The 21,722-nt window shown below is 52.8% G+C and carries 20 protein-coding genes; 1 reads left to right on the top strand and 19 read right to left on the bottom strand.

Annotated elements, in window-relative coordinates; translation table 11 throughout:
- Positions 1-7 precede the first annotated feature (7 nt).
- The 18 genes from pal to sdhC all read right to left on the bottom strand — a co-directional run bounded on the left by pal (position 8) and on the right by sdhC (position 18,939).
- Complete coding sequence (gene pal, locus AC791_RS08745; RefSeq protein WP_049840072.1) at positions 8-532, bottom strand: peptidoglycan-associated lipoprotein Pal; 525 nt, start codon at positions 530-532, stop codon at positions 8-10.
- Between the two features lie 33 nt (positions 533-565).
- A complete protein-coding gene (gene tolB / locus AC791_RS08740) occupies positions 566-1,858 on the bottom strand; it encodes a Tol-Pal system beta propeller repeat protein TolB (RefSeq protein ID WP_049840071.1) in 1,293 nt (430 codons plus the stop codon).
- A gap of 131 nt (positions 1,859-1,989) precedes the next feature.
- Complete coding sequence (gene tolA, locus AC791_RS08735) at positions 1,990-3,327, bottom strand: cell envelope integrity protein TolA (protein WP_049840070.1); 1,338 nt, start codon at positions 3,325-3,327, stop codon at positions 1,990-1,992.
- Positions 3,328-3,390: 63 nt separating this feature from the next.
- Positions 3,391-3,819 (bottom strand): colicin uptake protein TolR, encoded by a 429-nt coding sequence (gene tolR, locus AC791_RS08730; protein WP_049840069.1) that lies wholly within the window; start codon positions 3,817-3,819, stop codon positions 3,391-3,393.
- Positions 3,820-3,822: 3 nt separating this feature from the next.
- On the bottom strand, positions 3,823-4,515 hold the full coding sequence (gene tolQ, locus AC791_RS08725) for a Tol-Pal system protein TolQ (protein WP_148677781.1): 693 nt from the start codon (positions 4,513-4,515) through the stop codon (positions 3,823-3,825).
- Complete coding sequence (gene ybgC / locus AC791_RS08720) at positions 4,512-4,916, bottom strand: tol-pal system-associated acyl-CoA thioesterase (RefSeq protein ID WP_049840068.1); 405 nt, start codon at positions 4,914-4,916, stop codon at positions 4,512-4,514. Before ybgC ends, tolQ begins: the two co-directional genes overlap by 4 nt.
- A 147-nt stretch (positions 4,917-5,063) precedes the next feature.
- Entirely contained in the window at positions 5,064-5,357 is a 294-nt protein-coding gene (gene ybgE, locus AC791_RS08715; RefSeq protein ID WP_049840067.1) for a cyd operon protein YbgE, read from the bottom strand.
- Positions 5,357-5,470 carry a cytochrome bd-I oxidase subunit CydX gene (gene cydX, locus AC791_RS19685; RefSeq protein WP_072094319.1) on the bottom strand — a complete coding sequence of 38 codons (114 nt, stop codon included), beginning with the start codon at positions 5,468-5,470 and terminating at the stop codon, positions 5,357-5,359. Before cydX ends, ybgE begins: the two co-directional genes overlap by 1 nt.
- Positions 5,471-5,484: 14 nt before the next feature.
- Entirely contained in the window at positions 5,485-6,624 is a 1,140-nt protein-coding gene (cydB, locus tag AC791_RS08710; protein WP_049840066.1) for a cytochrome d ubiquinol oxidase subunit II, read from the bottom strand.
- Between the two features lie 15 nt (positions 6,625-6,639).
- Complete coding sequence (gene cydA, locus AC791_RS08705; protein WP_049840065.1) at positions 6,640-8,208, bottom strand: cytochrome ubiquinol oxidase subunit I; 1,569 nt, start codon at positions 8,206-8,208, stop codon at positions 6,640-6,642.
- A gap of 1,004 nt (positions 8,209-9,212) precedes the next feature.
- Entirely contained in the window at positions 9,213-10,082 is an 870-nt protein-coding gene (gene sucD / locus AC791_RS08695) for a succinate--CoA ligase subunit alpha (RefSeq protein WP_049840063.1), read from the bottom strand.
- Complete coding sequence (sucC, locus tag AC791_RS08690) at positions 10,082-11,248, bottom strand: ADP-forming succinate--CoA ligase subunit beta (RefSeq protein ID WP_049840062.1); 1,167 nt, start codon at positions 11,246-11,248, stop codon at positions 10,082-10,084. Before sucC ends, sucD begins: the two co-directional genes overlap by 1 nt.
- Before the next feature lie 87 nt (positions 11,249-11,335).
- Positions 11,336-12,559: a 2-oxoglutarate dehydrogenase complex dihydrolipoyllysine-residue succinyltransferase gene (gene odhB, locus AC791_RS08685; RefSeq protein WP_049840061.1), complete on the bottom strand. Its 1,224-nt coding sequence runs from the start codon at positions 12,557-12,559 to the stop codon at positions 11,336-11,338.
- Positions 12,560-12,573: 14 nt separating this feature from the next.
- Positions 12,574-15,381 (bottom strand): 2-oxoglutarate dehydrogenase E1 component, encoded by a 2,808-nt coding sequence (sucA, locus tag AC791_RS08680; RefSeq protein WP_049840060.1) that lies wholly within the window; start codon positions 15,379-15,381, stop codon positions 12,574-12,576.
- A gap of 314 nt (positions 15,382-15,695) precedes the next feature.
- Positions 15,696-16,412, bottom strand: coding sequence for a succinate dehydrogenase iron-sulfur subunit SdhB (sdhB, locus tag AC791_RS08675; RefSeq protein ID WP_049840059.1), 717 nt, complete (start codon positions 16,410-16,412; stop codon positions 15,696-15,698).
- A 15-nt stretch (positions 16,413-16,427) separates the two neighbouring features.
- Positions 16,428-18,194: a succinate dehydrogenase flavoprotein subunit gene (gene sdhA, locus AC791_RS08670; protein WP_049840058.1), complete on the bottom strand. Its 1,767-nt coding sequence runs from the start codon at positions 18,192-18,194 to the stop codon at positions 16,428-16,430.
- Positions 18,194-18,541, bottom strand: coding sequence for a succinate dehydrogenase membrane anchor subunit (gene sdhD, locus AC791_RS08665; protein WP_049840057.1), 348 nt, complete (start codon positions 18,539-18,541; stop codon positions 18,194-18,196). The genes sdhA and sdhD overlap by 1 nt, the downstream gene beginning before the upstream one ends.
- Positions 18,535-18,939 carry a succinate dehydrogenase cytochrome b556 subunit gene (sdhC, locus tag AC791_RS08660; RefSeq protein WP_049840056.1) on the bottom strand — a complete coding sequence of 135 codons (405 nt, stop codon included), beginning with the start codon at positions 18,937-18,939 and terminating at the stop codon, positions 18,535-18,537. The genes sdhD and sdhC overlap by 7 nt, the downstream gene beginning before the upstream one ends.
- Before the next feature lie 637 nt (positions 18,940-19,576).
- Here sdhC and AC791_RS08655 point away from each other — a divergent pair.
- On the top strand, positions 19,577-20,863 hold the full coding sequence (locus AC791_RS08655) for a citrate synthase (protein ID WP_049840055.1): 1,287 nt from the start codon (positions 19,577-19,579) through the stop codon (positions 20,861-20,863).
- Positions 20,864-20,899: 36 nt separating this feature from the next.
- Here the strand turns inward: AC791_RS08655 and nei are convergent, their stop codons facing one another.
- The gene (gene nei / locus AC791_RS08650) at positions 20,900-21,691 is read right to left on the bottom strand and encodes an endonuclease VIII (protein WP_049840054.1); all 792 of its coding nucleotides are present in this window, start codon (positions 21,689-21,691) and stop codon (positions 20,900-20,902) included.
- Positions 21,692-21,722: the final 31 nt, after the last annotated feature.

The following is a 21,722-nucleotide window of genomic DNA, read 5'->3' as shown; positions in this document are numbered from 1 at the left end:
CATTCTCTTAGTAAACCAGTACGGCACGACGGTTTTTGGCATATGCCGCTTCGTCATGACCCAGTACTGCAGGTTTTTCTTTACCGTAAGAAACGATGGAGATCTGATCGGCAGAAACACCTTTACCCTGCAGGTACATTTTAACGGCGTTTGCACGACGTTCACCCAGGGAGATGTTGTACTCAGGAGTACCACGTTCGTCCGCGTGACCTTCTACGGTGACTTTGTAAGACGGGTTGCTACGCAGGAAGTTCGCGTGAGCATCCAGCATTGCAGCAAATTCAGAGCTAACATCGTACTTATCCAGACCAAAGTAAACGATGTTGTTCTGCTGCAGCTGCTGCATCTGCAGACGAGCCTGCTCTTCAGAAGAGGAGTTGCCGCTGCCGTTAGCATCCATACCAGTGCCAGCGCCGTTCAGCATCCCGCCTTCGCTACCATCATTGCTGGCGTTCTTGTTGGAAGAACACGCTGCGATTGCCATAACAGGCAGGGCAATCATCAGCCCTTTCAGCACTTTGTTCAGTTGCATTTATTTGATTCCTTTAGTAATCATTAATTATTATCACAGATACGGCGACCAGGCAGGGAATTTGACCTGACCATCAGTTGCCGGAAGACGCGCTTTGAAACGCCCATCTGTTGAAACCAGATTCAGCACAGATCCCATCCCCTGAGAAGAGCTGTAGATTACCATCGTGCCGTTAGGTGCCAGACTTGGCGTTTCGTCCAGGAACGTTGACGACAGAACCTGTACGCCACCCGCTCCGAGATCTTGTTTAGCAATGTGCTGCTGACCACCGTCAGTGCTAACCATTACCATAAATTTACCGTCGCTGCTGACATCAGCATCCTGGTTTTGTGAACCCTGCCAGCTAATACGCTGCGCAGCGCCGCCGTTAACACTGACTTTATAAACCTGCGGACGCCCTGCCTGATCAGAGGTGAAAGCCAGACTCTGGCTGTCCGGGAACCAGCTCGGTTCAGTGTTGTTACTGCGACCGCTGGTAACGGCACGAATCTGACCTGAGCCGAGATCCATGACATACAGGTTCAGGCTGCCTGTTTTAGACAGAGCAAACGCCAGCTTGGTACCGTCCGGCGAAAATGCCGGTGCGCCGTTATGCTGCGGGAATGAGGCGATCTGACGCACGGCGCCGTTAGCCAGTGTCTGAACAACCAGCGCCGAACGGCCGCTTTCAAACGTTACGTAAGCCAGCTTGTCGCCTTTCGGGGACCATGCCGGAGACATCAACGGCTGCGGAGAACGATGCACCACGAACTGGTTGTAGCCATCGTAGTCAGAAACGCGCAGTTCATACGGGAACTGACCGCCATTGGTATGTACTACATAAGCAATACGGGTACGGAACGCGCCTTTAATGCCGGTGATTTTTTCAAACACTTCGTCACTGGCGGTATGGCCGGCATAGCGTAACCACTGTTTATTCACTTTGAACGTATTTTGCGCCAGCACGTTTGGTGCACCGCCGCTAACGTCAACCAGCTGATAGGCAACGCTATAGCTGCCGTCAGGATTAGGCGTGACTTTACCGACGACCACTTCGTTAATACCTAACGCAGTCCACGCCGCAGCCTGGATATCCTGCGCTGTTGCCGGTTGTTGAGGTAACTTAGCGCGATCCAGCGGATTAAATTTACCGCTGTTGCGCAGGTCCGCCCCCACAATTCCACCAATATCTTCAGGCGCGGCACCTGGCCCCGCCCACTGAAAAGGCACCACGCCGATTGGACGGCCCGCTTCCACACCGCTGTCGATAACGATGCGAACTTCTGCGTGCAGCACCGCTGCCCACATGATTAGAAAACCAAATGCTACTCGTAATGCCTGCTTCATCATATCTCCCTTATCCAGGCGAAAAGCCCACGATAATTTAGCAGAATATTAACAAACTAAAATGGACAAAACTACTTTCACCCTGTTACTACCTCAGGCTGCTCTCATCATTGCCACGATGAAAGTTTAACCTAAGGTTTAAAGTCCAGCGGTGCATTTTTAAAGACTTCATAAACCGCCTGGCTGGGTGGTTTTGGGATCTTAGCCTGTTTGGCTGCAGCAAGCGCAGCCTGGCAAAGCGCGGGATCGCCACCTTCAGATTGAATATCAAGCAGTAAGCCGTCCGGAGCCAGTTTTAAACGCAGCGTACAGGTTTTACCTGCATAAGATGATGCGTCGTAAAATCGGCTTTCGATGGCAGATTTGATCTGCCCGGCATAGTTGCTGATGTCCGCACCCGATGCGCCATTGTTTTTAGTATTACCACTCCCTGCCGGAGACGCATTACTCCCTTTCGCTCCACCGCCGGTTTTCGGTGCATTCTTACCGGAACTGAGATCGCCAAAGAGATCGTCCGCTGCAGCATCAGCCGCTGCTTTATCTGCGGCGGCCTTTTTCGCTGCTGCAGCTTTAGCAGCAGCTTTTTTATCGGCAGCTGCTTTGTCTGCTGCAGCCTTGTCCGCTGCTTTCTTATCGGCAGCCGCTTTGTCTGCTGCAGCCTTGTCCGCTGCTTTTTTATCGGCAGCCGCTTTGTCTGCGGCAGCCTTGTCCGCTGCTTTCTTATCGGCAGCCGCTTTGTCTGCTGCTGCCTTGTCCGCTGCTTTCTTATCGGCAGCCGCCTTGTCTGCTGCAGCCTTGTCCGCTGCTTTTTTATCGGCAGCCGCTTTATCTGCTGCCGCTTTCTCTGTGGCTTTTTTTACAGCATCAGCTTCAGCTTTCTTTTGTGCATCAGCCGCCGCCTTAGCGGCATCAGCCTGCTTTTTCGCGTCGGCAGCCGCTTTGGCCGCATCTGCCTCAGCCTGCTTCTTCGCGTCTGCTGCGGCTTTTTTCGCCTGAGCATCAGCAGCAACTTTAGCCGCCGCTTCAGCTTTTGCGGCCGCCGCTTCCGCCTGCTTACGCTGTTCTTCCGCCTTTTGCGCGGCCGCTTCAGCTTGTTTCTGCTGTTCTGCCTGCTCCTGGGCTTTCTCCTGAGCCGCCAGACGTTCTTGCTCCAGCTTTTTCAGTTCTTCCTGTTTAGCGGCCTGCTGCTCAAGCAGTTCTTTTTCCTGCTGCTGCTGCTGCTTTTTGCGCTGCTCTTGCGAACGCTTCGCACTTGCCTGCTGCTGCTGCTGACGATTATATTGCTCAACAACCGCACCCGAGTCGACCATGACGGCATCAATAGAAGACCCGCCTCCCCCGCCTGCAGAAGCTTCAATGTGCTCATCGAACGAACTCCAGATAAGGACCGCAACCAGAATAACGTGCAGCACTACTGAGATAATAATCGCTCGTTTAAGCTTGTCGTTTTGTTCGGTTGCCTTTACCACTCTCGGTTCCCAAAAACAGTTAACCCGCTGCCTGCCGTCATCACGTCAGGAAGATGCAAATGCTTAAATAGGCTGCGTCATTAAACCAACCGATTTCACACCTGCGCTATGTAGCAGGTTTAGCGCTTTAATAATTTCATCATAGGGCACGTCTTTCGCGCCACCAATTAAGAATACCGCTTTCGGATTTGCTTTCAGGCGACTTTGCGCTTCAGCAATAACCTGCTCCGGCGGCAGCTGCGGCAGCTCTTCCTGCCCAACCTTGACGCTATATTGTCCGACGCCCGAAACCTGAACAATAACAGGCGGCTCGTCATTAGTACTGACCGCCTGTGTTTCAGTCGCTTCAGGAAGATCAACTTCCACGCTCTGGGTGATGATGGGTGCCGTCGCCATAAAAATCAGCACCAGCACCAGCAACACGTCCAGTAGCGGTACGATGTTGATTTCGGACTTTACTTCGCGGCGGCTTCTTCCACGTGCTCTGGCCATGATTTACCCCTTGGTGCTCTCGCTGCTGGTAAAGGCCTGACGGTGCAGAATCGCGGTAAACTCTTCCATAAAGTTGTCGTAGTTCAGCTCAAGTTTACTAACGCGCTGAGTCAGTCGGTTATAAGCCATGACGGCCGGGATTGCGGCAAACAGACCAATTGCTGTCGCAATCAGCGCTTCTGCTATACCCGGCGCAACCATTTGCAACGTCGCCTGCTTCACCGCGCCCAGACCGATAAAGGCGTGCATGATCCCCCAAACGGTACCAAACAGACCAATATAAGGACTGATAGAACCGACGGTCCCGAGGAAGGGAATATGGGTTTCCAGCGTTTCCAGCTCGCGACTCATTGAAATACGCATTGCGCGCGACGCGCCTTCAACCACCGCTTCTGGCGCATGGTTATTGGCACGATGCAGGCGTGCAAATTCCTTAAAACCGCTATAGAAAATCTGCTCGGAGCCGGCAAGGCTATCACGACGCCCCTGGCTTTCCTGATACAGCCGGGACAGTTCAATACCCGACCAGAATTTGTCTTCAAACGCTTCGGCTTCACGAGCAGCAGCATGAAGAATACGAGTTCGCTGGATGATGATAGCCCACGATGCAATCGAGAAACCCATCAGGATCAGCATGATCAGTTTAACCAGAAGGCCTGCCTTCAGGAACAAATCAAGGATGTTCATGTCAGTCACTGCTTAAACTCCGCGACAATAGACTTGGGAAGCGCACGAGGCTTCATAATGAGTGGATCAACACAGACGATAAGCACTTCAGCTTCGTTCAGTACTGTATTCTCTGCATTGACGATACGCTGCGTGAAAACCAGTGAGGTGCCCCGCATAGATGTTATTTCTGTCTGGATGTCGAGCATGTCATCAAGTCTGGCAGGGGCAAAATACTCAATCGTCATTTTGCGTACCACAAAGGCGACACGTTCAGCCAACATGACCTGCTGGCTAAAGTGGTGGTGGCGCAGCATCTCTGTGCGTGCTCTTTCGTAGAAAGCCACATAGCTGGCATGGTAAACCACACCCCCGGCATCGGTATCTTCATAATAGACGCGAACCGGCCATCGAAACAGCGTTGTATTCACTTTACATCCTGGTAACGAAAAAAGGTTAGAGCATTCAAACTTCGCTACTATACGCGTGGGAAAGGTGGTTTGGAATGGGTTGAAGTAAACGTGGAGTAAAAATTTATGGGCTTTTGCAAGCCCATAAACGTAAAGATGTGTACTTGCTCAATTAAAGAAAAAAATCAAGCCGGCAATCAGAACTAAATCGGCGATAAGCGGACAGAAAATACCCTGCCAGAGCACGGCGCGTGGGCGAAAACCCACCCCGTGGATCACCCCTGCACAGACGGCCCACATTAAGATCAGACCGTGCCATATCGCAAGCTCGCTGGTCCTTGCCGCAAAGCGGGTCGGGTCCCAGAACATACAGCCTGCCAGCACTAACGCCATGATCAGTGAAAGCGCCCTTAACGGGCGCTTGTCCATTACCGCGTACAGCATTGCGATAATGTTAACCATCACTGTTTTTCTTCATCCACGTTAGGCGCGTCAACATGCTCAAGCGCCAGGGCGGTGATGATACCAAATGCACAGGCAAGGAGCGTTCCCAGAATCCATGCGAAATACCACATATTTAGCTCCTTACTTAGTACAGAGAGTGAGTGTTGCTTTCGATCTGCTCTTTAGTGATGCGCCCGAACATCTTCCAGTAACACCATGCGGTGTAGAGAAGAATAATCGGTACGAACACCAGCGCCACGAACGTCATCAGATTTAGCGTCATCTGGCTGGATGTCGCATCCCACATCGTCAGGCTCGCATTCATCATTGTGCTGGACGGCATGATAAACGGGAACATGGCGATACCGGCCGTCAGAATAATGCAGGCCAGAGTCAGTGAAGAGACAACAAACGCCAGCGCACCTCTTTCCAGACGAGACAGCAGGATAGTTAACAGTGGCAGAACCACCCCCAACGCAGGTACGAGCCACAGCGCCGGCATAGTATTAAAGTTAACCAGCCATGCTCCCGCCTGACGCGCGACCTCTTTGGTCAGTGGATTCGAGGCAGCATGATGGTCGATAGCCGATGTCAGAACATAGCCATCAATACCGTACATAACCCAAACACCCGCCAGCGCGAAGCCGATCATGGTCACCAGCGCGGCAATCTGCGACGTGGTACGAGCACGCAGGTGCAGTTCACCTACGGTACGCATCTGCAGATACGTTGCGCCCTGGGTAATGATCATCGCCACGCTAACCACGCCTGCCAGTAAACCAAACGGGTTTAGCAGCTGGAAGAAGTTACCGGTGTAGTACAGACGCATATATTCGTCGACGTTAAACGGTACGCCCTGTAACAGGTTACCGAACGCCACGCCAATCACCAGCGGTGGAACAAAGCTGCCGATGAAAATGCCCCAGTCCCACATGTTACGCCAGCGCGACACTTCAATCTTCGAGCGGTAGTCAAAGCCGACCGGACGGAAGAACAGAGATGCCAGCACCAGGATCATCGCCACATAAAAGCCGGAGAACGCCGCGGCATAGACCATCGGCCAGGCGGCAAATAACGCGCCGCCCGCCGTGATGAGCCATACCTGGTTACCGTCCCAGTGCGGCGCGATAGAGTTAATCATGATTCGACGCTCGGTGTCATTACGACCGAGGAAGCGGGTGAGCATACCCACCCCCATATCGAAACCGTCGGTGACGGCGAAACCAATTAGCAAAACACCAATTAACAGCCACCAGATAAAACGCAATACTTCATAATCGATCATTTGACGACTCCTGTCTTAGCGTGCCGGCTGAGAAACAACGGTAGACTGTTCGTAGTGATAACGACCGGTCTTCAGGCTGCTCGGGCCAAGGCGTGCAAATTTGAACATCAGGAACAACTCTGCCACCAGGAACAGTGTGTACAGGCCGCAAATTAACAGCATAGAGAAGATCAGATCGCCCGGCGTTAACGAGGAGTTCGCCACGGCCGTCGGGAGAACTTCGCCGATAGCCCAGGGCTGGCGACCATATTCCGCAACAAACCAGCCGGATTCAATCGCAATCCACGGCAGTGGAATCGCATAGAAGGCGGTGCGCAGCAGCCATCTTTTCTGACCAATGCGGTTGCGGATAACGCTCCAGAAGGAGGCTGCAATGATTAACAGCATTAATATGCCGCAGGCCACCATGATGCGGAATGCGAAGTACAACGGTGCAACGCGAGGAATAGAATCCTTGGTTGCCTGCTGGATTTGCGCTTCGGTCGCATCGGTCACGTTTTCGGTATAGCGTTTGAGAAGCAGACCGTACCCCAGATCTTTCTTCACGCTATTAAAGCGATCGCGAACATTCTGATCGGTCGATCCTGAACGCAGCTCTTCCAGCAAATGGTAAGCCTGCATCCCGTTACGGATCCGCGCCTCATGCTGCACCATCAGCTCTTTCAGACCGATAACCGGCGTGTCGACAGAACGGGTCGCAATAATACCCAGCGCATAAGGAATCTGAATGGCGAAGCGGTTTTGTTCAGTCTCCTGATCGGGAATGCCAAACAGCGTAAACGACGCTGGAGCCGGCTGTGTTTCCCATTCAGCTTCGATAGCAGCAAGTTTCGTTTTCTGTACGTCGCCCATTTCATAACCGGATTCATCACCCAGAACGATAACGGAAAGTACTGCTGCCATGCCAAAGCTGGCCGCAATAGCAAACGAACGTTTTGCAAACGCAAAGTCACGACCGCGCAGCATATAGTAGGAGCTGATGCCCAGCACAAACATCGCGCCGCAAACATAGCCTGAGGCCACGGTGTGAACAAATTTCACCTGTGCGACCGGGTTAAGTACCAGCTCCGAGAAGCTGACCATTTCCATACGCATGGTTTCAAAGTTGAAATCCGATGCGATCGGGTTCTGCATCCAGCCGTTAGCGACCAGGATCCACAGCGCGGAAAGGTTAGAGCCCAGTGCCACCAGCCATGTAACGGCCATGTGCTGAACTTTACTCAGGCGGTCCCAACCGAAGAAAAACAGACCTACAAAGGTGGACTCGAGGAAGAAGGCCATCAGCCCTTCAATGGCCAGCGGCGCACCGAAAATATCACCTACATAATGGGAATAGTAAGACCAGTTTGTCCCAAACTGGAACTCCATGGTTAAACCCGTAGCAACACCCAGCGCAAAGTTGATACCAAACAACTTGCCCCAGAATTTGGTCATATCTTTGTAAATCTGTTTACCCGAAAGGACATAAACCGTTTCCATAATGGCCAGCAGGAACGCCATACCTAGCGTCAGCGGCACAAACAGGAAGTGATACATCGCAGTCAAGGCAAACTGTAAGCGCGACAGTTCGACGACATCTAACATTCTGACTCCTTGCTCATCGCATGAAGACTCCGAGAGTGAACCCCGTTAGAAAGGATCACACACATGCCCCAATACAAAATGATTAGCTCCTTCCCCCACTGCCGCGTGCGATAAAGTACGGCGACGGATGAAAGTTGCAAATATGTTAAAAAACAGCTTTATTGATACCGAAAATATATTACTCTGTAATATCCTTACGATAAACAGGTTTAGCGTATTGCATTTACAATTTTCGACGGCGATCAATTTTCACCAAAACCAGCCCAACAGGGCCAATTTGATCCAGCACAATTTAACTATTTTGATGAATTATATCCAGCATTTAAATATTGATCTAAATCAATTTATTTGGCTTATTGTTAATTTAGATCTAAATAAATAGTAATAGTGATATTAATGTTAATTACATGTTAACCAACAAGAGCGATCGTTATCAAAATAACAGGCACGAAAAAGGACCCTGCCAGCGAAGGTGTCTTAAGCCATACGGATATAGCTGCTATCGGGGCACATTGCCCGGCATCCTGATGCACTGCGGGTTCATATACCAGAGCATCATTATCCCTACCGCAGCGTGACTATATCGGGATGACTATTACTTACGCCTGGAACCGATGCGAGCAGAAACAGCCTTTATCCTGTTCGGCAAACGTATCGTTAAAAATGAACAGACACGCCATATATTTTGCATACCTGAACAGTACTTCGCTAACGTTAAAAGCCTCTGCACGTTATCCCTGCATGGCATTCCCTCGCCGATATTCATTTAGCAATAAACGTATCGTCTGCTACAACATTAAATATTCGCGTTCAAATATTAGGATGGCCTGAATACCTTTTAACGCCTGACGATACGGCAATAAAAAATTAAGCTCTCTGGCGAACATACGCCCACTTCCCCAGCTTTTAGTGCTGCCGATAAGGAATCAGCGAATATAAAAAAGGCCGCATTTCAGCGGCCAACCATGTCGATATCACGCTCCCTCTGGCGGGGAGCCGTGTTTTTACTTAATAATGGCTTTTAGCGCTTCACCGATGTCCGCCAGGCTGCGTACGGTTTTCACGCCTGCCGCTTCCAGCGCGGCAAACTTCTCGTCTGCGGTACCTTTCCCGCCGGCAATGATTGCGCCTGCATGGCCCATACGTTTGCCCTTCGGTGCGGTTACGCCTGCGATATAGCCTACAACCGGTTTGGTAACGTGGTCTTTAATATACGCTGCCGCTTCTTCTTCCGCACTGCCACCGATTTCACCGATCATAACGATGGCTTCGGTCTGCGGATCTTCCTGAAATAGCTTCAGGATATCGATAAAGTTAGAGCCCGGGATCGGGTCGCCACCGATGCCCACACAGGTAGACTGACCGAAGCCATAATCGGTGGTCTGCTTAACCGCTTCATAGGTCAACGTTCCCGAGCGAGAGACGATCCCCACTTTACCCGGCTGATGAATGTGGCCAGGCATGATGCCGATTTTGCATTCGCCGGGGGTAATAACACCCGGACAGTTCGGCCCAATCATGCGTACGCCTGCTTCATCAAGCGCGACTTTTACCACCAGCATATCCAGGGTCGGAATACCTTCCGTAATGGTAATGATCAGTTTGATGCCGGCATCAATGGCTTCAAGAATTGAATCCTTACAGAACGGAGCCGGAACGTAGATCACCGAGGCAGTTGCACCCGTCGCTTCTACTGCTTCACGCACGGTATTGAATACCGGCAGGCCCAGATGTTCGGTGCCGCCTTTACCCGGCGTAACGCCGCCGACCATTTGCGTACCGTACGCAATCGCCTGTTCAGAGTGGAACGTCCCCTGGCTTCCGGTGAAACCCTGGCAGATGACTTTGGTGTTTTTATCGATTAAAACTGACATTATTTCCCCTCCACTGCGCCAACGACCTGCTGGGCTGCATCCGTCAGACTCTTCGCTGCAATAATATTCAGGCCGCTGTCTGCCAGGCGCTTCGCCCCCAGCTCCGCGTTATTACCTTCAAGACGCACAACTACCGGAACGTTAACACCAACTTCTTCTACCGCGCCAATGATGCCGTCGGCAATCAGGTCACAGCGTACGATCCCGCCAAAGATGTTAACCAGTACCGCCTTAACGTTGTCGTCAGAGAGGATGATTTTAAACGCCTCGGTAACGCGTTCTTTAGTCGCACCGCCGCCTACATCGAGGAAGTTAGCCGGTTCGCCGCCGTGCAGTTTAACGATGTCCATGGTTCCCATCGCCAGGCCTGCGCCGTTAACCATACAGCCGATATTACCGTCCAGCGCAACGTAGTTTAATTCCCACTGTGCCGCCTGAGATTCGCGGGCATCTTCCTGAGAATGGTCGCGCATTTCACGCAGGTCCGGCTGGCGGAACAGCGCATTGCCGTCGGCACCGAGTTTGCCATCAAGACAAATCAGATCGCCCTGTTTAGTGATAACCAGCGGGTTAATTTCAATAAGCGCCAGATCGCGCTCAAGGAAAATGGTCGCCAGCCCCATAAAGATTTTGGTGAACTGCTGAACCTGTTTACCTTCCAGACCCAGTTTAAATGCCAGTTCACGGCCCTGGTACGGCATCGGACCCGCCAGCGGATCGAGGGCGATTTTGTGGATCAGGTGCGGGGTTTCTTCCGCCACTTTTTCGATTTCCACGCCACCTTCGGTGGAGGCCATAAACACAACGCGGCGGGAGCTGCGGTCAACTACCGCGCCAAGATACAGCTCTTTGTCGATGTCAGTTGCTGCTTCTACCAGGATCTGGTTAACCGGCTGACCAGTAGCATCTGTCTGGTAGGTCACCAGGCGTTTGCCCAGCCAGTGCTCGGCAAAGGCGCGGATTTCATCTTTGCTTTTAACTACTTTCACTCCGCCAGCTTTACCGCGGCCGCCTGCGTGAACCTGGCATTTTACCACCCACGGGCCGGCACCGATTTTCGAGGCTGCTTCTTCTGCCTCGCGCGGCGTGTTGCAGGCATAGCCGACCGGAGCAGGCAAACCATAGCGGGCAAACAGTTGTTTTGCCTGATATTCATGTAAATTCATGTCTTCTGTCCATCCTTCAGATAATCGTTATCATTGTGCCTGCAGACCGGATGTGTCCGGCGTGCAGGCAGGTGATACTCTTAGTAATTACACGTCCAGCAGCAGGCGAGTCGGATCTTCCAGCAGGTCTTTAATCGCCACCAGGAAGCCGACGGATTCACGTCCATCAATCAGGCGGTGATCGTAGGAAAGCGCCAGATACATCATTGGCAGGATCTCAACTTTACCCTCGACCGCCATTGGCCGGTCTTTAATGGCGTGCATACCGAGGATCGCACTCTGCGGCGGGTTGATGATCGGTGTGGACATCAGGGAACCAAAGACGCCACCGTTGGTAATGGTGAAGTTACCGCCGGTCAGATCGTCTACCGTCAATTTGCCGTCGCGCCCTTTCAGCGCCAGCTCTTTGATTCGTTTTTCGATATCGGCCATTCCGAGTGCATCAACATCACGCAGCACTGGGGTAACCAGACCGCGCGGCGTGGAAACGGCCATGCTCACGTCGAAATAGTTGTGATACACCACGTCATCGCCATCAATGGAGGCATTGACTTCAGGATAGCGTTTAAGCGCTTCAACAACGGCTTTGACGTAGAAGGACATAAAGCCCAGACGAATACCGTGACGTTTCTCGAACGCATCGCCGTACTGCTTACGCAGATCCATAATCGGCTTCATGTTGACTTCGTTAAAGGTGGTCAGCATGGCGGTAGAGTTTTTCGCTTCCAGCAGACGTTCTGCCACGCGTTTGCGCAGACGGGTCATCGGAACGCGTTTTTCAGAGCGGTTGCCCAACTGTGGCGCTGCCTGTGGCGCAGATGCAGGCGCGGCTTTTTCTTCGGCTTTTGCCGGAGCGCTGCTCAGATGTTTATCGACATCTTCACGGGTAATACGTCCGCCGACGCCAGTGCCTTTAATCGCGCTGGCTTCAAGATTGTGCTCAGACAGCAGACGACGGATCGCCGGGCTGAGCGCATCGTTGCTTTGATCTTCCAGCGATGCCTGCTGACGCTGTGCCGGCGTGGATTCTTTCGATTCGGATTTCTCGCTGGTCTCTTTGCCCGAACTGTTACCTTCGCGCAAACGACCGAGAATTTGACGAGAGGTAACAGTGGCCCCTTCATCTTCGAGTAAGGCTTCCAGGATGCCGTCCGCCGACGCCGGTACTTCCAGTACCACTTTATCCGTTTCGATTTCTACCAGCACTTCATCGCGTTTTACGGCGTCGCCAGGTTTTTTATGCCAGGTCGCCACAGTTGCATCCGCAACGGATTCAGGCAGGTCGGGAACAAGAATATCTACGCTACTCATTATTTATCCTTTAATTAATCGACGTTCAGCGCGTCATTGACCAGATCTTGCTGCTGTTTCTGGTGAACGGACATATATCCTACCGCCGGTGAGGCAGAGGCCGGGCGACCTGCATAGCGCAGGGCTGACCCAAAGGGGACGACTTCACGGAAATGATGCTGGCTGCAGTACCAGGCTCCCTGGTTGAGCGGTTCTTCCTGACACCAGACAAAATCATGTACGTGAGCGTATGGCTTCAGCGCTTCCTGAACCGCCTGATGCGGGAACGGGTAGAGCTGTTCGATACGCACAATGGCGACATCGTGTTGATCGTTCTTGCGGCGCTGCTCCAGCAGGTCGTAATACACCTTACCAGAACACATTACGACCCGCTTCACGGCCTGCGGATCCAGCTCATCGACTTCGCCAATAGCCGGCATGAAGGTGCCGTTGGCCAGTTCCTCAAGCGTTGACACCGCGAGCGGATGACGCAGCAGCGATTTCGGCGACATCACCACCAGCGGCCGGCGCATTCCGCGCAGCGCCTGGCGACGCAGCATATGGTAAACCTGAGCCGGCGTAGACGGGACGCAGACCTGCATATTCTGCTCAGCGCAGAGTTGCAGATAACGTTCCAGACGTGCGGAGGAGTGCTCCGGACCCTGCCCTTCGTAGCCGTGCGGCAGCAGCATCACCAGGCCACACATCCGGCCCCATTTCTGCTCGCCAGACGAGATAAACTGGTCGATAACCACCTGAGCGCCGTTGGCGAAGTCGCCGAACTGCGCTTCCCAGATAGTCAGGGTACGAGGTTCAGCCGTTGCATAGCCATATTCAAAGGCCAGTACCGCTTCCTCAGACAGCACGGAGTCCCAGACTCTGAACGGTCCCTGCGCGTTGTGGATATGCTGAAGCGGCGTGTAGTTGGAGCCATTAGCCTGATTATGAATGACGGCATGACGATGGAAGAAGGTGCCGCGTCCGGAGTCTTCCCCGGAAAGACGTACCGCGATCCCTTCATCTACCAGCGTGGCGTAAGCGAGGTTTTCTGCGCCACCCCAGTCAAACAATTTTTCACCGGCGGCCATTGCCTGGCGATCGCCATAAATTTTGGCAACCCGCGACTGCATTTCAATGCCGTCCGGTACGGCGCTGATCCGCTTCGCCAGTTCCTGAACGCGCTTCATTTCCACTTTGTTCGGATAGCTTTCATCCCACTCGTGGTTAAGGTAAGGCGACCAGGTAAAGGAGTGCATGTTCATCGGGCGGAACTCTTTCACCACGCACTCACCGGCATCCAGCGCATCGCGATACAGATTCACCATTTCGGTGGCGTCTTCCAGCGTGGCAACCTTTTCCTGCTCCAGACGGTCGGCATACAGTTTACGCGGCGTCGGGTGCTTTTTAATTTTTTGATACATCAGCGGCTGGGTTGCGCTTGGCTCATCGGCTTCGTTATGGCCGTGACGACGGTAGCAAACCAGATCGATAAACACATCGCGCTTAAAGGTATTACGGAATTCAAGCGCCACGCGGGTAACAAATGCGACAGCTTCCGGATCGTCCGCGTTGACGTGGAAAATCGGAGCCATCACCATCTTACCGATATCGGTACAGTATGGCGTAGAGCGCGCATCCAGCGGGTTTGAGGTGGTAAAGCCGACCTGGTTGTTGATAACAATGCGTACGGTGCCGCCCACTTCGTAGCCGCGCGCTTTAGACATGTTCAGGGTTTCCTGAACCACGCCCTGCCCGGCGACGGCGGCATCGCCGTGAATGGTGATCGGCAATACTTTATTGCTGCTCGGCTCGTCGAGTCTGTCGAGGCGCGCGCGCACTGACCCCATCACTACCGGGCTGACAATTTCCAGATGCGACGGGTTAAATGCCAGCGCCAGATGCACCAGCCCACCTTCGGTTTCGATATCCGATGAGAAGCCCTGATGGTATTTCACATCACCAGTGCCCAGATGTTCTTTGTGTTTACCGGCAAATTCGTCAAACAGATCCTGCGACTGTTTGCCCAGCACGTTGATCAGGACGTTCAGACGACCACGGTGCGCCATTCCCAGCACCACTTCACGGGTGCCGCTTTTACCGGCGTGGCGGATCATCTCTTTTAGCATCGGGATCAGGGCATCGCCCCCTTCCAGCGAGAAGCGTTTCGCGCCGGGGAATTTCGCACCCAGATAGCGCTCCAGCCCTTCTGCCGCCGTCAGTTCACCGAGAAAACGTTTTTTCTCTTCGGCGCTGAAACTGGCGTGGCCCGCCACCGATTCGATACGCTGCTGAAGCCAGCGTTTCTCTTCCGTGGAGGTGATATGCATATATTCTGCGCCAATAGAGCCGCAATACGTCTGTTTCAGGGCGTCAATCAGCTCGCCCAGCTTCATGGTATCTTTGCCAATGGCAAAAGAGCCCACGTTAAAGCTTTCCTGGAAATCAGCTTCGGTTAAATCATGGAATGACGGGTCCAGATCCGCTACGCGATCCTGTTTCCATAATCCCAGCGGATCGAGATTCGCATGTTGGTGACCACGGAAACGATAAGCGTTGATCAGTTGCAGGACTTTAACCTGCTTTACGTTGGTATCAGGATCGGAAACTGAAGCGGTGTAACGTGAGGCATCCTTCGCCAGGCGGCGGAAATAATCACGCGTTTTGGAATGGAATTGATCCGGTTTAACTCCGGTGCCAGGTAACTGCTGGAACATTGAACGCCATTTGACGTCTACAGAGTCAGGATCGGTTAAGAAGTCTTCATAGAGCTGTTCTATCCAGCTCTGGTTGGCCCCAGAGAGGAAAGAAGAGTCCAGCCAGGCTTTCATTGCGCCGTTCTGCATCGTGATCCCTTAAGCATCTATATGCTTATATCGCCGTGGATAACTACAACGTACGCCGTCTGACGCACGTCCCAGGGTTCACTTGCGAGCTCTTGTCTACACCGGCCCGCGAAGGAACCTTTAAAAACTGTCCGAGAGCATGACCCCTGGTGCGATCCTTTTCCTTTTCAGAGGAGGACGTCCATCCGGCAGTTTTTAAAGGTTTCCTGCACTGTTACTGCGTTGCCCGGTGGCGCTATGCTTACCGGGCGTGTTGCTACGTTATCCTTTACAGGCCGGATAAGACGCTTGCGTCGTCATCCGGCATCTCCCACTCAGGCGCTGCGTTGCAGCAGCATCGACTTAATATGGCCGATGGCACGCGTCGGGTTCAGCCCCTTTGGACATACACTGACGCAGTTCATGATGCTGTGGCAGCGGAATACGCTGAAAGCATCGCTCAATCCATCGAGACGGCTGTCGGTTTCGGTATCCCGGCTGTCGATCAGGAAGCGATACGCGGCCAGTAGTCCGGCCGGACCGATGAACTTTTCCGGGTTCCACCAGAACGACGGGCATGAGGTTGAGCAGCATGCACAGAGAATACATTCATACAGCCCGTCCAGTTTTTCCCGCTGTTCGGGCATCTGTAAATGCTCGCGAGCGGGTGGATTTTGCCCATTATTCAACAGGTAAGGCTTAATCTTCTCATATTGTGCATAGAACTGCCCCATGTCCACCACCAAATCGCGGATGACCGGTAATCCCGGCAGCGGCCGGATAACAATTTTTTTCTTGCCGTTGCCGAGCGCCGATACCGGGGTGATACAGGCCAGACCGTTTTTACCGTTCATATTCAGTCCGTCGGAGCCACAAACACCTTCACGGCACGAGCGGCGAAACGACAGGCTCGGGTCCTGTTCTTTAAGCTGCATCAACGCGTCGAGCAGCATCATATCGCGCCCTTCTTCGCCCTCAAGGGTGTAATCCTGCATCCGCGGAGCGTCATCGACATCCGGGTTATAGCGATAAATCGAGAATTCGAGTTTCATCTTCCTGTCTCCGCGTTAGTAGGTACGAATCTTCGGCGGGAACGCCGGACGCAGCTTCGGTTCCATATTGACGCTTCGGCGCGTCATGGATTCCGACTGCGGCAGATACAGGCTATGACACAGCCAGTTAGCATCGTCACGATCCGGATAGTCGAAGCGACTGTGCGCGCCGCGGCTTTCGGTACGGAAGTTAGCAGACACGGCGGTTGCGTAAGCCGTTTCCATCAGGTTATCCAGCTCCAGACACTCGACGCGCTGGGTATTGAATTCGCTTGAAGTATCATCCAGACGGGCATTTTTCAAACGCTCGCGGATTTGCTTAAGCTGCTCCAGCCCTTTCGCCATCGCATCGCCTTCGCGGAAAACCGAGAAATTATGCTGCATACATTCCTGTAGCGCTTTACGAATAACCACCGGATCTTCACCATCACGGTTGTTATTCCAGCGGTTAAGACGCTCAAGTGACAAGTCGATATCTTCTTCACGAGCATCACGCAGCTCGCCCTGCTCAGCGATGGATTCCAGCAGATGCAGCCCTGCCGCGCGGCCAAAGACCACCAGGTCAAGCAGCGAGTTTCCGCCGAGACGGTTAGCGCCGTGGACCGAGACACAGGCGATTTCACCCACCGCAAACAGGCCTGGAATTACGACATCTTCGCCCTGCTCGTTCACCGTCAGCGCCTGACCGGTGACTTTGGTCGGAATACCGCCCATCATATAGTGGCAGGTTGGAATAACCGGGATCGGCTCTTTGACCGGGTCAACGTGGGCAAAGGTACGGGATAATTCAAGAATACCCGGCAGACGAGATTCCAGAACTTCTTTACCCAGATGATCGAGTTTAAGTTTGGCATGCGGGCCCCACGGACCTTCACAGCCGCGACCTTCGCGAATTTCGATCATAATGGAACGCGCCACTACGTCGCGACCGGCAAGATCTTTAGCATTCGGCGCGTAGCGTTCCATGAAACGCTCGCCGTGTTTATTCAGCAGGTAGCCACCTTCACCACGGCAGCCTTCGGTGACCAGAACGCCCGCGCCGGCGATACCGGTCGGGTGAAACTGCCACATTTCCATATCCTGCACCGGCACGCCGGCACGCAGTGCCATACCTACGCCGTCACCAGTATTAATATGCGCATTGGTGGTGGACTGATAAATACGGCCCGCGCCACCCGTTGCCAGGACGGTGGCTTTCGCTTTGAAATAGACGACTTCACCCGTTTCGATACTCAGGGCAGTGCATCCTACCACTGCGCCATCTTCATTCTTGACGAGGTCAAGCGCGTACCACTCGGAGAAGATCGTCGTTTTGTTTTTCAGGTTCTGCTGATAGAGCGTGTGCAGTAGCGCATGACCGGTTCGGTCGGCAGCCGCTGCGGTACGTGCCGCCTGCTCGCCACCGAAGTTTTTCGACTGGCCGCCAAACGGACGCTGATAAATGGAGCCGTCATCGAGGCGCGAAAACGGCAGGCCCATATGTTCCAGTTCCAGAATCGCTTCCGGTCCGGTTTTACACATATATTCGATGGCATCCTGATCGCCGATATAGTCCGACCCTTTTACGGTGTCGTACATGTGCCATTCCCAGTTATCTTCATGGGTATTGCCCAGCGCGACGGTGATCCCGCCCTGCGCCGACACGGTATGCGATCGGGTTGGAAAGACTTTTGACAGCAGCGCGCAGGTCTGGCCGCTCTGTGAAATTTGCAGTGCCGCGCGCATACCTGCGCCACCGGCTCCAATAACAACAGCATCAAATTCTCTGACTGGCAGTTTCATTACATCCCCCACACCACAACAAATCCATAAATGACATACGTTACCAGGGCAATGACAATTGCCAGTTGCAGCGTCAGACGCAGCGCCAGTGATTTAACGTAGTCGGTCAACACCTGCCACATGCCAATCCAGGCATGGATCAAGACAGAGAACAGAGCCAGCAGAGTGAACACTTTGGTGAAAGCGGAAGCAAAGAAACCAGACCAGACTTCCCAGGTTACGTCGCTGGTGAGGGCAAAAAAACCGACCATATAAATAATGTACAGGGTCAGAATAATGGCCGTAGCGCGAACCAGAATGAAGTCGTGTACGCCGTTGCGCCCGAGTGCTGAGGCGTTGCTTACCATACGAGGACTCCTGCGAGAATTGAAAGCACGACAGTAATAATAAAAGCAAGCCAGGCGGTACGCTGCCCGGCGGCAAAGGTCTCTTCCAGATAACCGACATCCATCAGCATGTGACGAATTCCACCGACGGCGTGATATGCCAGCGCGGTAAGAATGCCCCACATAATGAATTTGACGAAAAAGCTGTCCATGATGGACGATGCGGTAAGAAAGCCTTCAGGCGAAGAGAGGCTGGTGCCCAGCAGCCACAATAACAATCCGACCGCCACAAAAGTGATGACGCCGGACGCGCGGTGGAGAATGGACGCTATAGCCGTTACAGGAAACCGGATCGTGGTCAGATCCAGGTTGACAGGTCTTTGTTTTTTGACATTTTTTATCATGAATAACGCCCACATGCTGTTCTTATTGTTCCCTTCCTCCGGTCTGCGTGCGGGTCAGACAGCGTCCTTTCTATAACCATACGTCATGAAAAAAAATGGTTAATACCAGTTCAAATGACGCGGGCTTACGCTGGGTGGCTCGGGATTGCAGGATATTCCGGAGACCTGGCGGCAGTATAGGATGTTCACAAAATCATTACAATTAACCTACATACAGTTTGTCGGGTTTTATGCTGAACAGTGATCAGGGTCACGATAACAACATTATTTTAAAATTTAATCATCTGATTTGACAAATATTAAACATTATTGTTACAAACGTGAGCCGAAAAGTCATATAATGCGTAAAAGTTATGGGGTCACTCTTTCACCTGCGAATAAGTTATGTAACAGTGTGATGATATTGACCGCAGTAATCAGTACAGGTATTAGTGATGTCCCGGTTTGAATTATTCGGATTGCAACATCCTGATTTGCCACTGTTTCAGTGTAGTATTAACGCGTACCTGCCAGCGCCCATTGCTCTGTACCCTGGTTTGTCCTCTACACGCAGAGCTGTAAGCCACATAACAAACTGGTCACGTTAAACTTCAGGCTGAAGGTAAATTCGGTTGGCGGCAGTCTTAAGCATAAGGCGCTAAGGAGACCGTAAATGGCTGATAAGAAAGCAACTCTCACTTTAAACGGTGATGCTGCTGTTGAACTGAACGTGTTAAAAGGCACGTTGGGTCAGGATGTCATCGATATCCGCACTCTGGGATCGGAAGGTGTGTTTACCTTCGATCCTGGTTTTACTTCCACCGCATCCTGTGAATCAAAAATCACCTATATTGACGGTGACGAAGGTATTCTGCTCCACCGTGGTTTCCCTATTGATCAACTGGCAACCGGATCGAACTATCTGGAAGTCTGTTATATCCTGCTGTACGGTGAAAAACCGACTCAGGCACAGTATGAAGAGTTTCAGACCACCGTTACCCGCCATACCATGATCCACGAGCAGATCACGCGCCTGTTCCACGGTTTTCGTCGCGACTCTCATCCGATGGCCGTTCTGTGCGGCGTGACCGGTGCGCTGGCGGCGTTTTATCATGACTCCCTGGACGTTAATAATTCGCGTCACCGTGAAATTGCCGCGTTCCGTCTGCTGTCAAAAATGCCGACCGTTGCGGCGATGTGCTACAAATATTCGCTCGGCCAGCCGTTTGTTTATCCGCGCAATAACCTCTCTTATGCCGGCAACTTCCTGCACATGATGTTCTCTACGCCATGCGAACCTTATGAGGTTAACCCGGTACTGGAGCGCGCCATGGATCGCATTCTGATCCTGCACGCCGATCACGAGCAGAACGCGTCGACGTCTACCGTGCGTACCGCAGGCTCCAGCGGCGCGAATCCGTTTGCCTGTATTGCAGCGGGTATCGCCTCCCTGTGGGGACCGGCACACGGCGGCGCGAACGAAGCGGCCCTGAAGATGCTGGAAGAAATCAGCTCTGTTGAACATATTCCGGAATTCCTCAACCGCGCGAAAGATAAAAACGACTCCTTCCGTTTGATGGGCTTCGGCCACCGCGTGTATAAAAATCATGACCCGCGCGCAACGGTCATGCGTGAGACGTGCCATGAAGTGCTGAAAGAGCTGGGCACGAAAGACGATCTGCTGCAGGTGGCGATGGAGCTGGAAAATATTGCCCTGAACGACCCGTACTTTATCGAGCGTAAGCTTTATCCGAACGTCGACTTCTACTCCGGCATCATCCTTAAAGCCATGGGTATCCCGTCTTCAATGTTTACGGTGATCTTTGCAATGGCCCGTACCGTGGGCTGGATTGCTCACTGGAACGAAATGCACGACGACGGTATCAAAATCGCCCGTCCGCGTCAGCTGTACACCGGCTACGATCAGCGCGACTTTACCTCTGACGTCGAAAAACGTTAAGTGATGATCCCTCTTCCTGAACGGAAGAGGGAATTTTTAATGCTGGCAGCCGGGACACCAGTAAAACGGCCTGGATGACAGCGTTGTCTTCTCAATAATTCCCCCGCAGCGTGCGCATTTTTTTCCCGCCCGATGAAACACATTGAATTTGAATAACGCGCCGTGATGCTTTTTTTCACTGACCCTGCCACGTGTGTTATAGGACAGACGCGGTATCGCCAGCAGCGCATCGGCAAAGGCATCCAGCTGGGCATCGGTGAGTTCTGCTGCTTTATGCGTGGGAGCAAGGGCGCAGTGCCAGAGAATTTCGACCCGCAGATAGTTGCCCAGTCCCGCCAGAAAAGCCTGATCCAGCAGCAGCCCGGAAAACTGCCGACGGCGAAAACGCGTTGAAAGCAGGCGTTCTTTGACCATGTCTGGCGTCAGCGTCATATCCAGTACGTCCGGGCCAACGCGCAGTAAAAAGGGATGCTGCGCCAGTTGTTCCGCCGTCAGAATGTCGATATCAGAGGCGCTATAAAGCAGAATAGCTTTATCTTCGGTTTGCAGCCTGACCCGCAGAATGCGGGTAGATTCCGGGTGCTCATCGGCATTGACCACGCGCCAGACGCCGTAAAGCTGATTGTGACTATAGAGCGTAAGGCCGTTGGAAAAATGTGTTAACAGCGCTTTCCCGCGCGTTTCGATAGTCTCGACGCGCTCTCCTGTCAGGCCAGCGGCAAACGGCTGTAAGTGTGGGAAGGCGAACCACGCATCGGTCAGGGGTTTGCCTTTGACCGCTTTTTCCAGCCGGTCTGCGGCACGGCGAATTTCCGGTCCTTCTGGCATAATGTCTCCTGAATAGGGTGGCTTATAAAGA

Source organism: Klebsiella sp. RIT-PI-d, from assembly GCF_001187865.1.
Taxonomy (GTDB): Bacteria; Pseudomonadota; Gammaproteobacteria; order Enterobacterales; family Enterobacteriaceae; genus Superficieibacter.
Note: the sequence above shows the minus strand (reverse complement) of the source record. Positions and strands in the feature narration are given on the sequence as shown.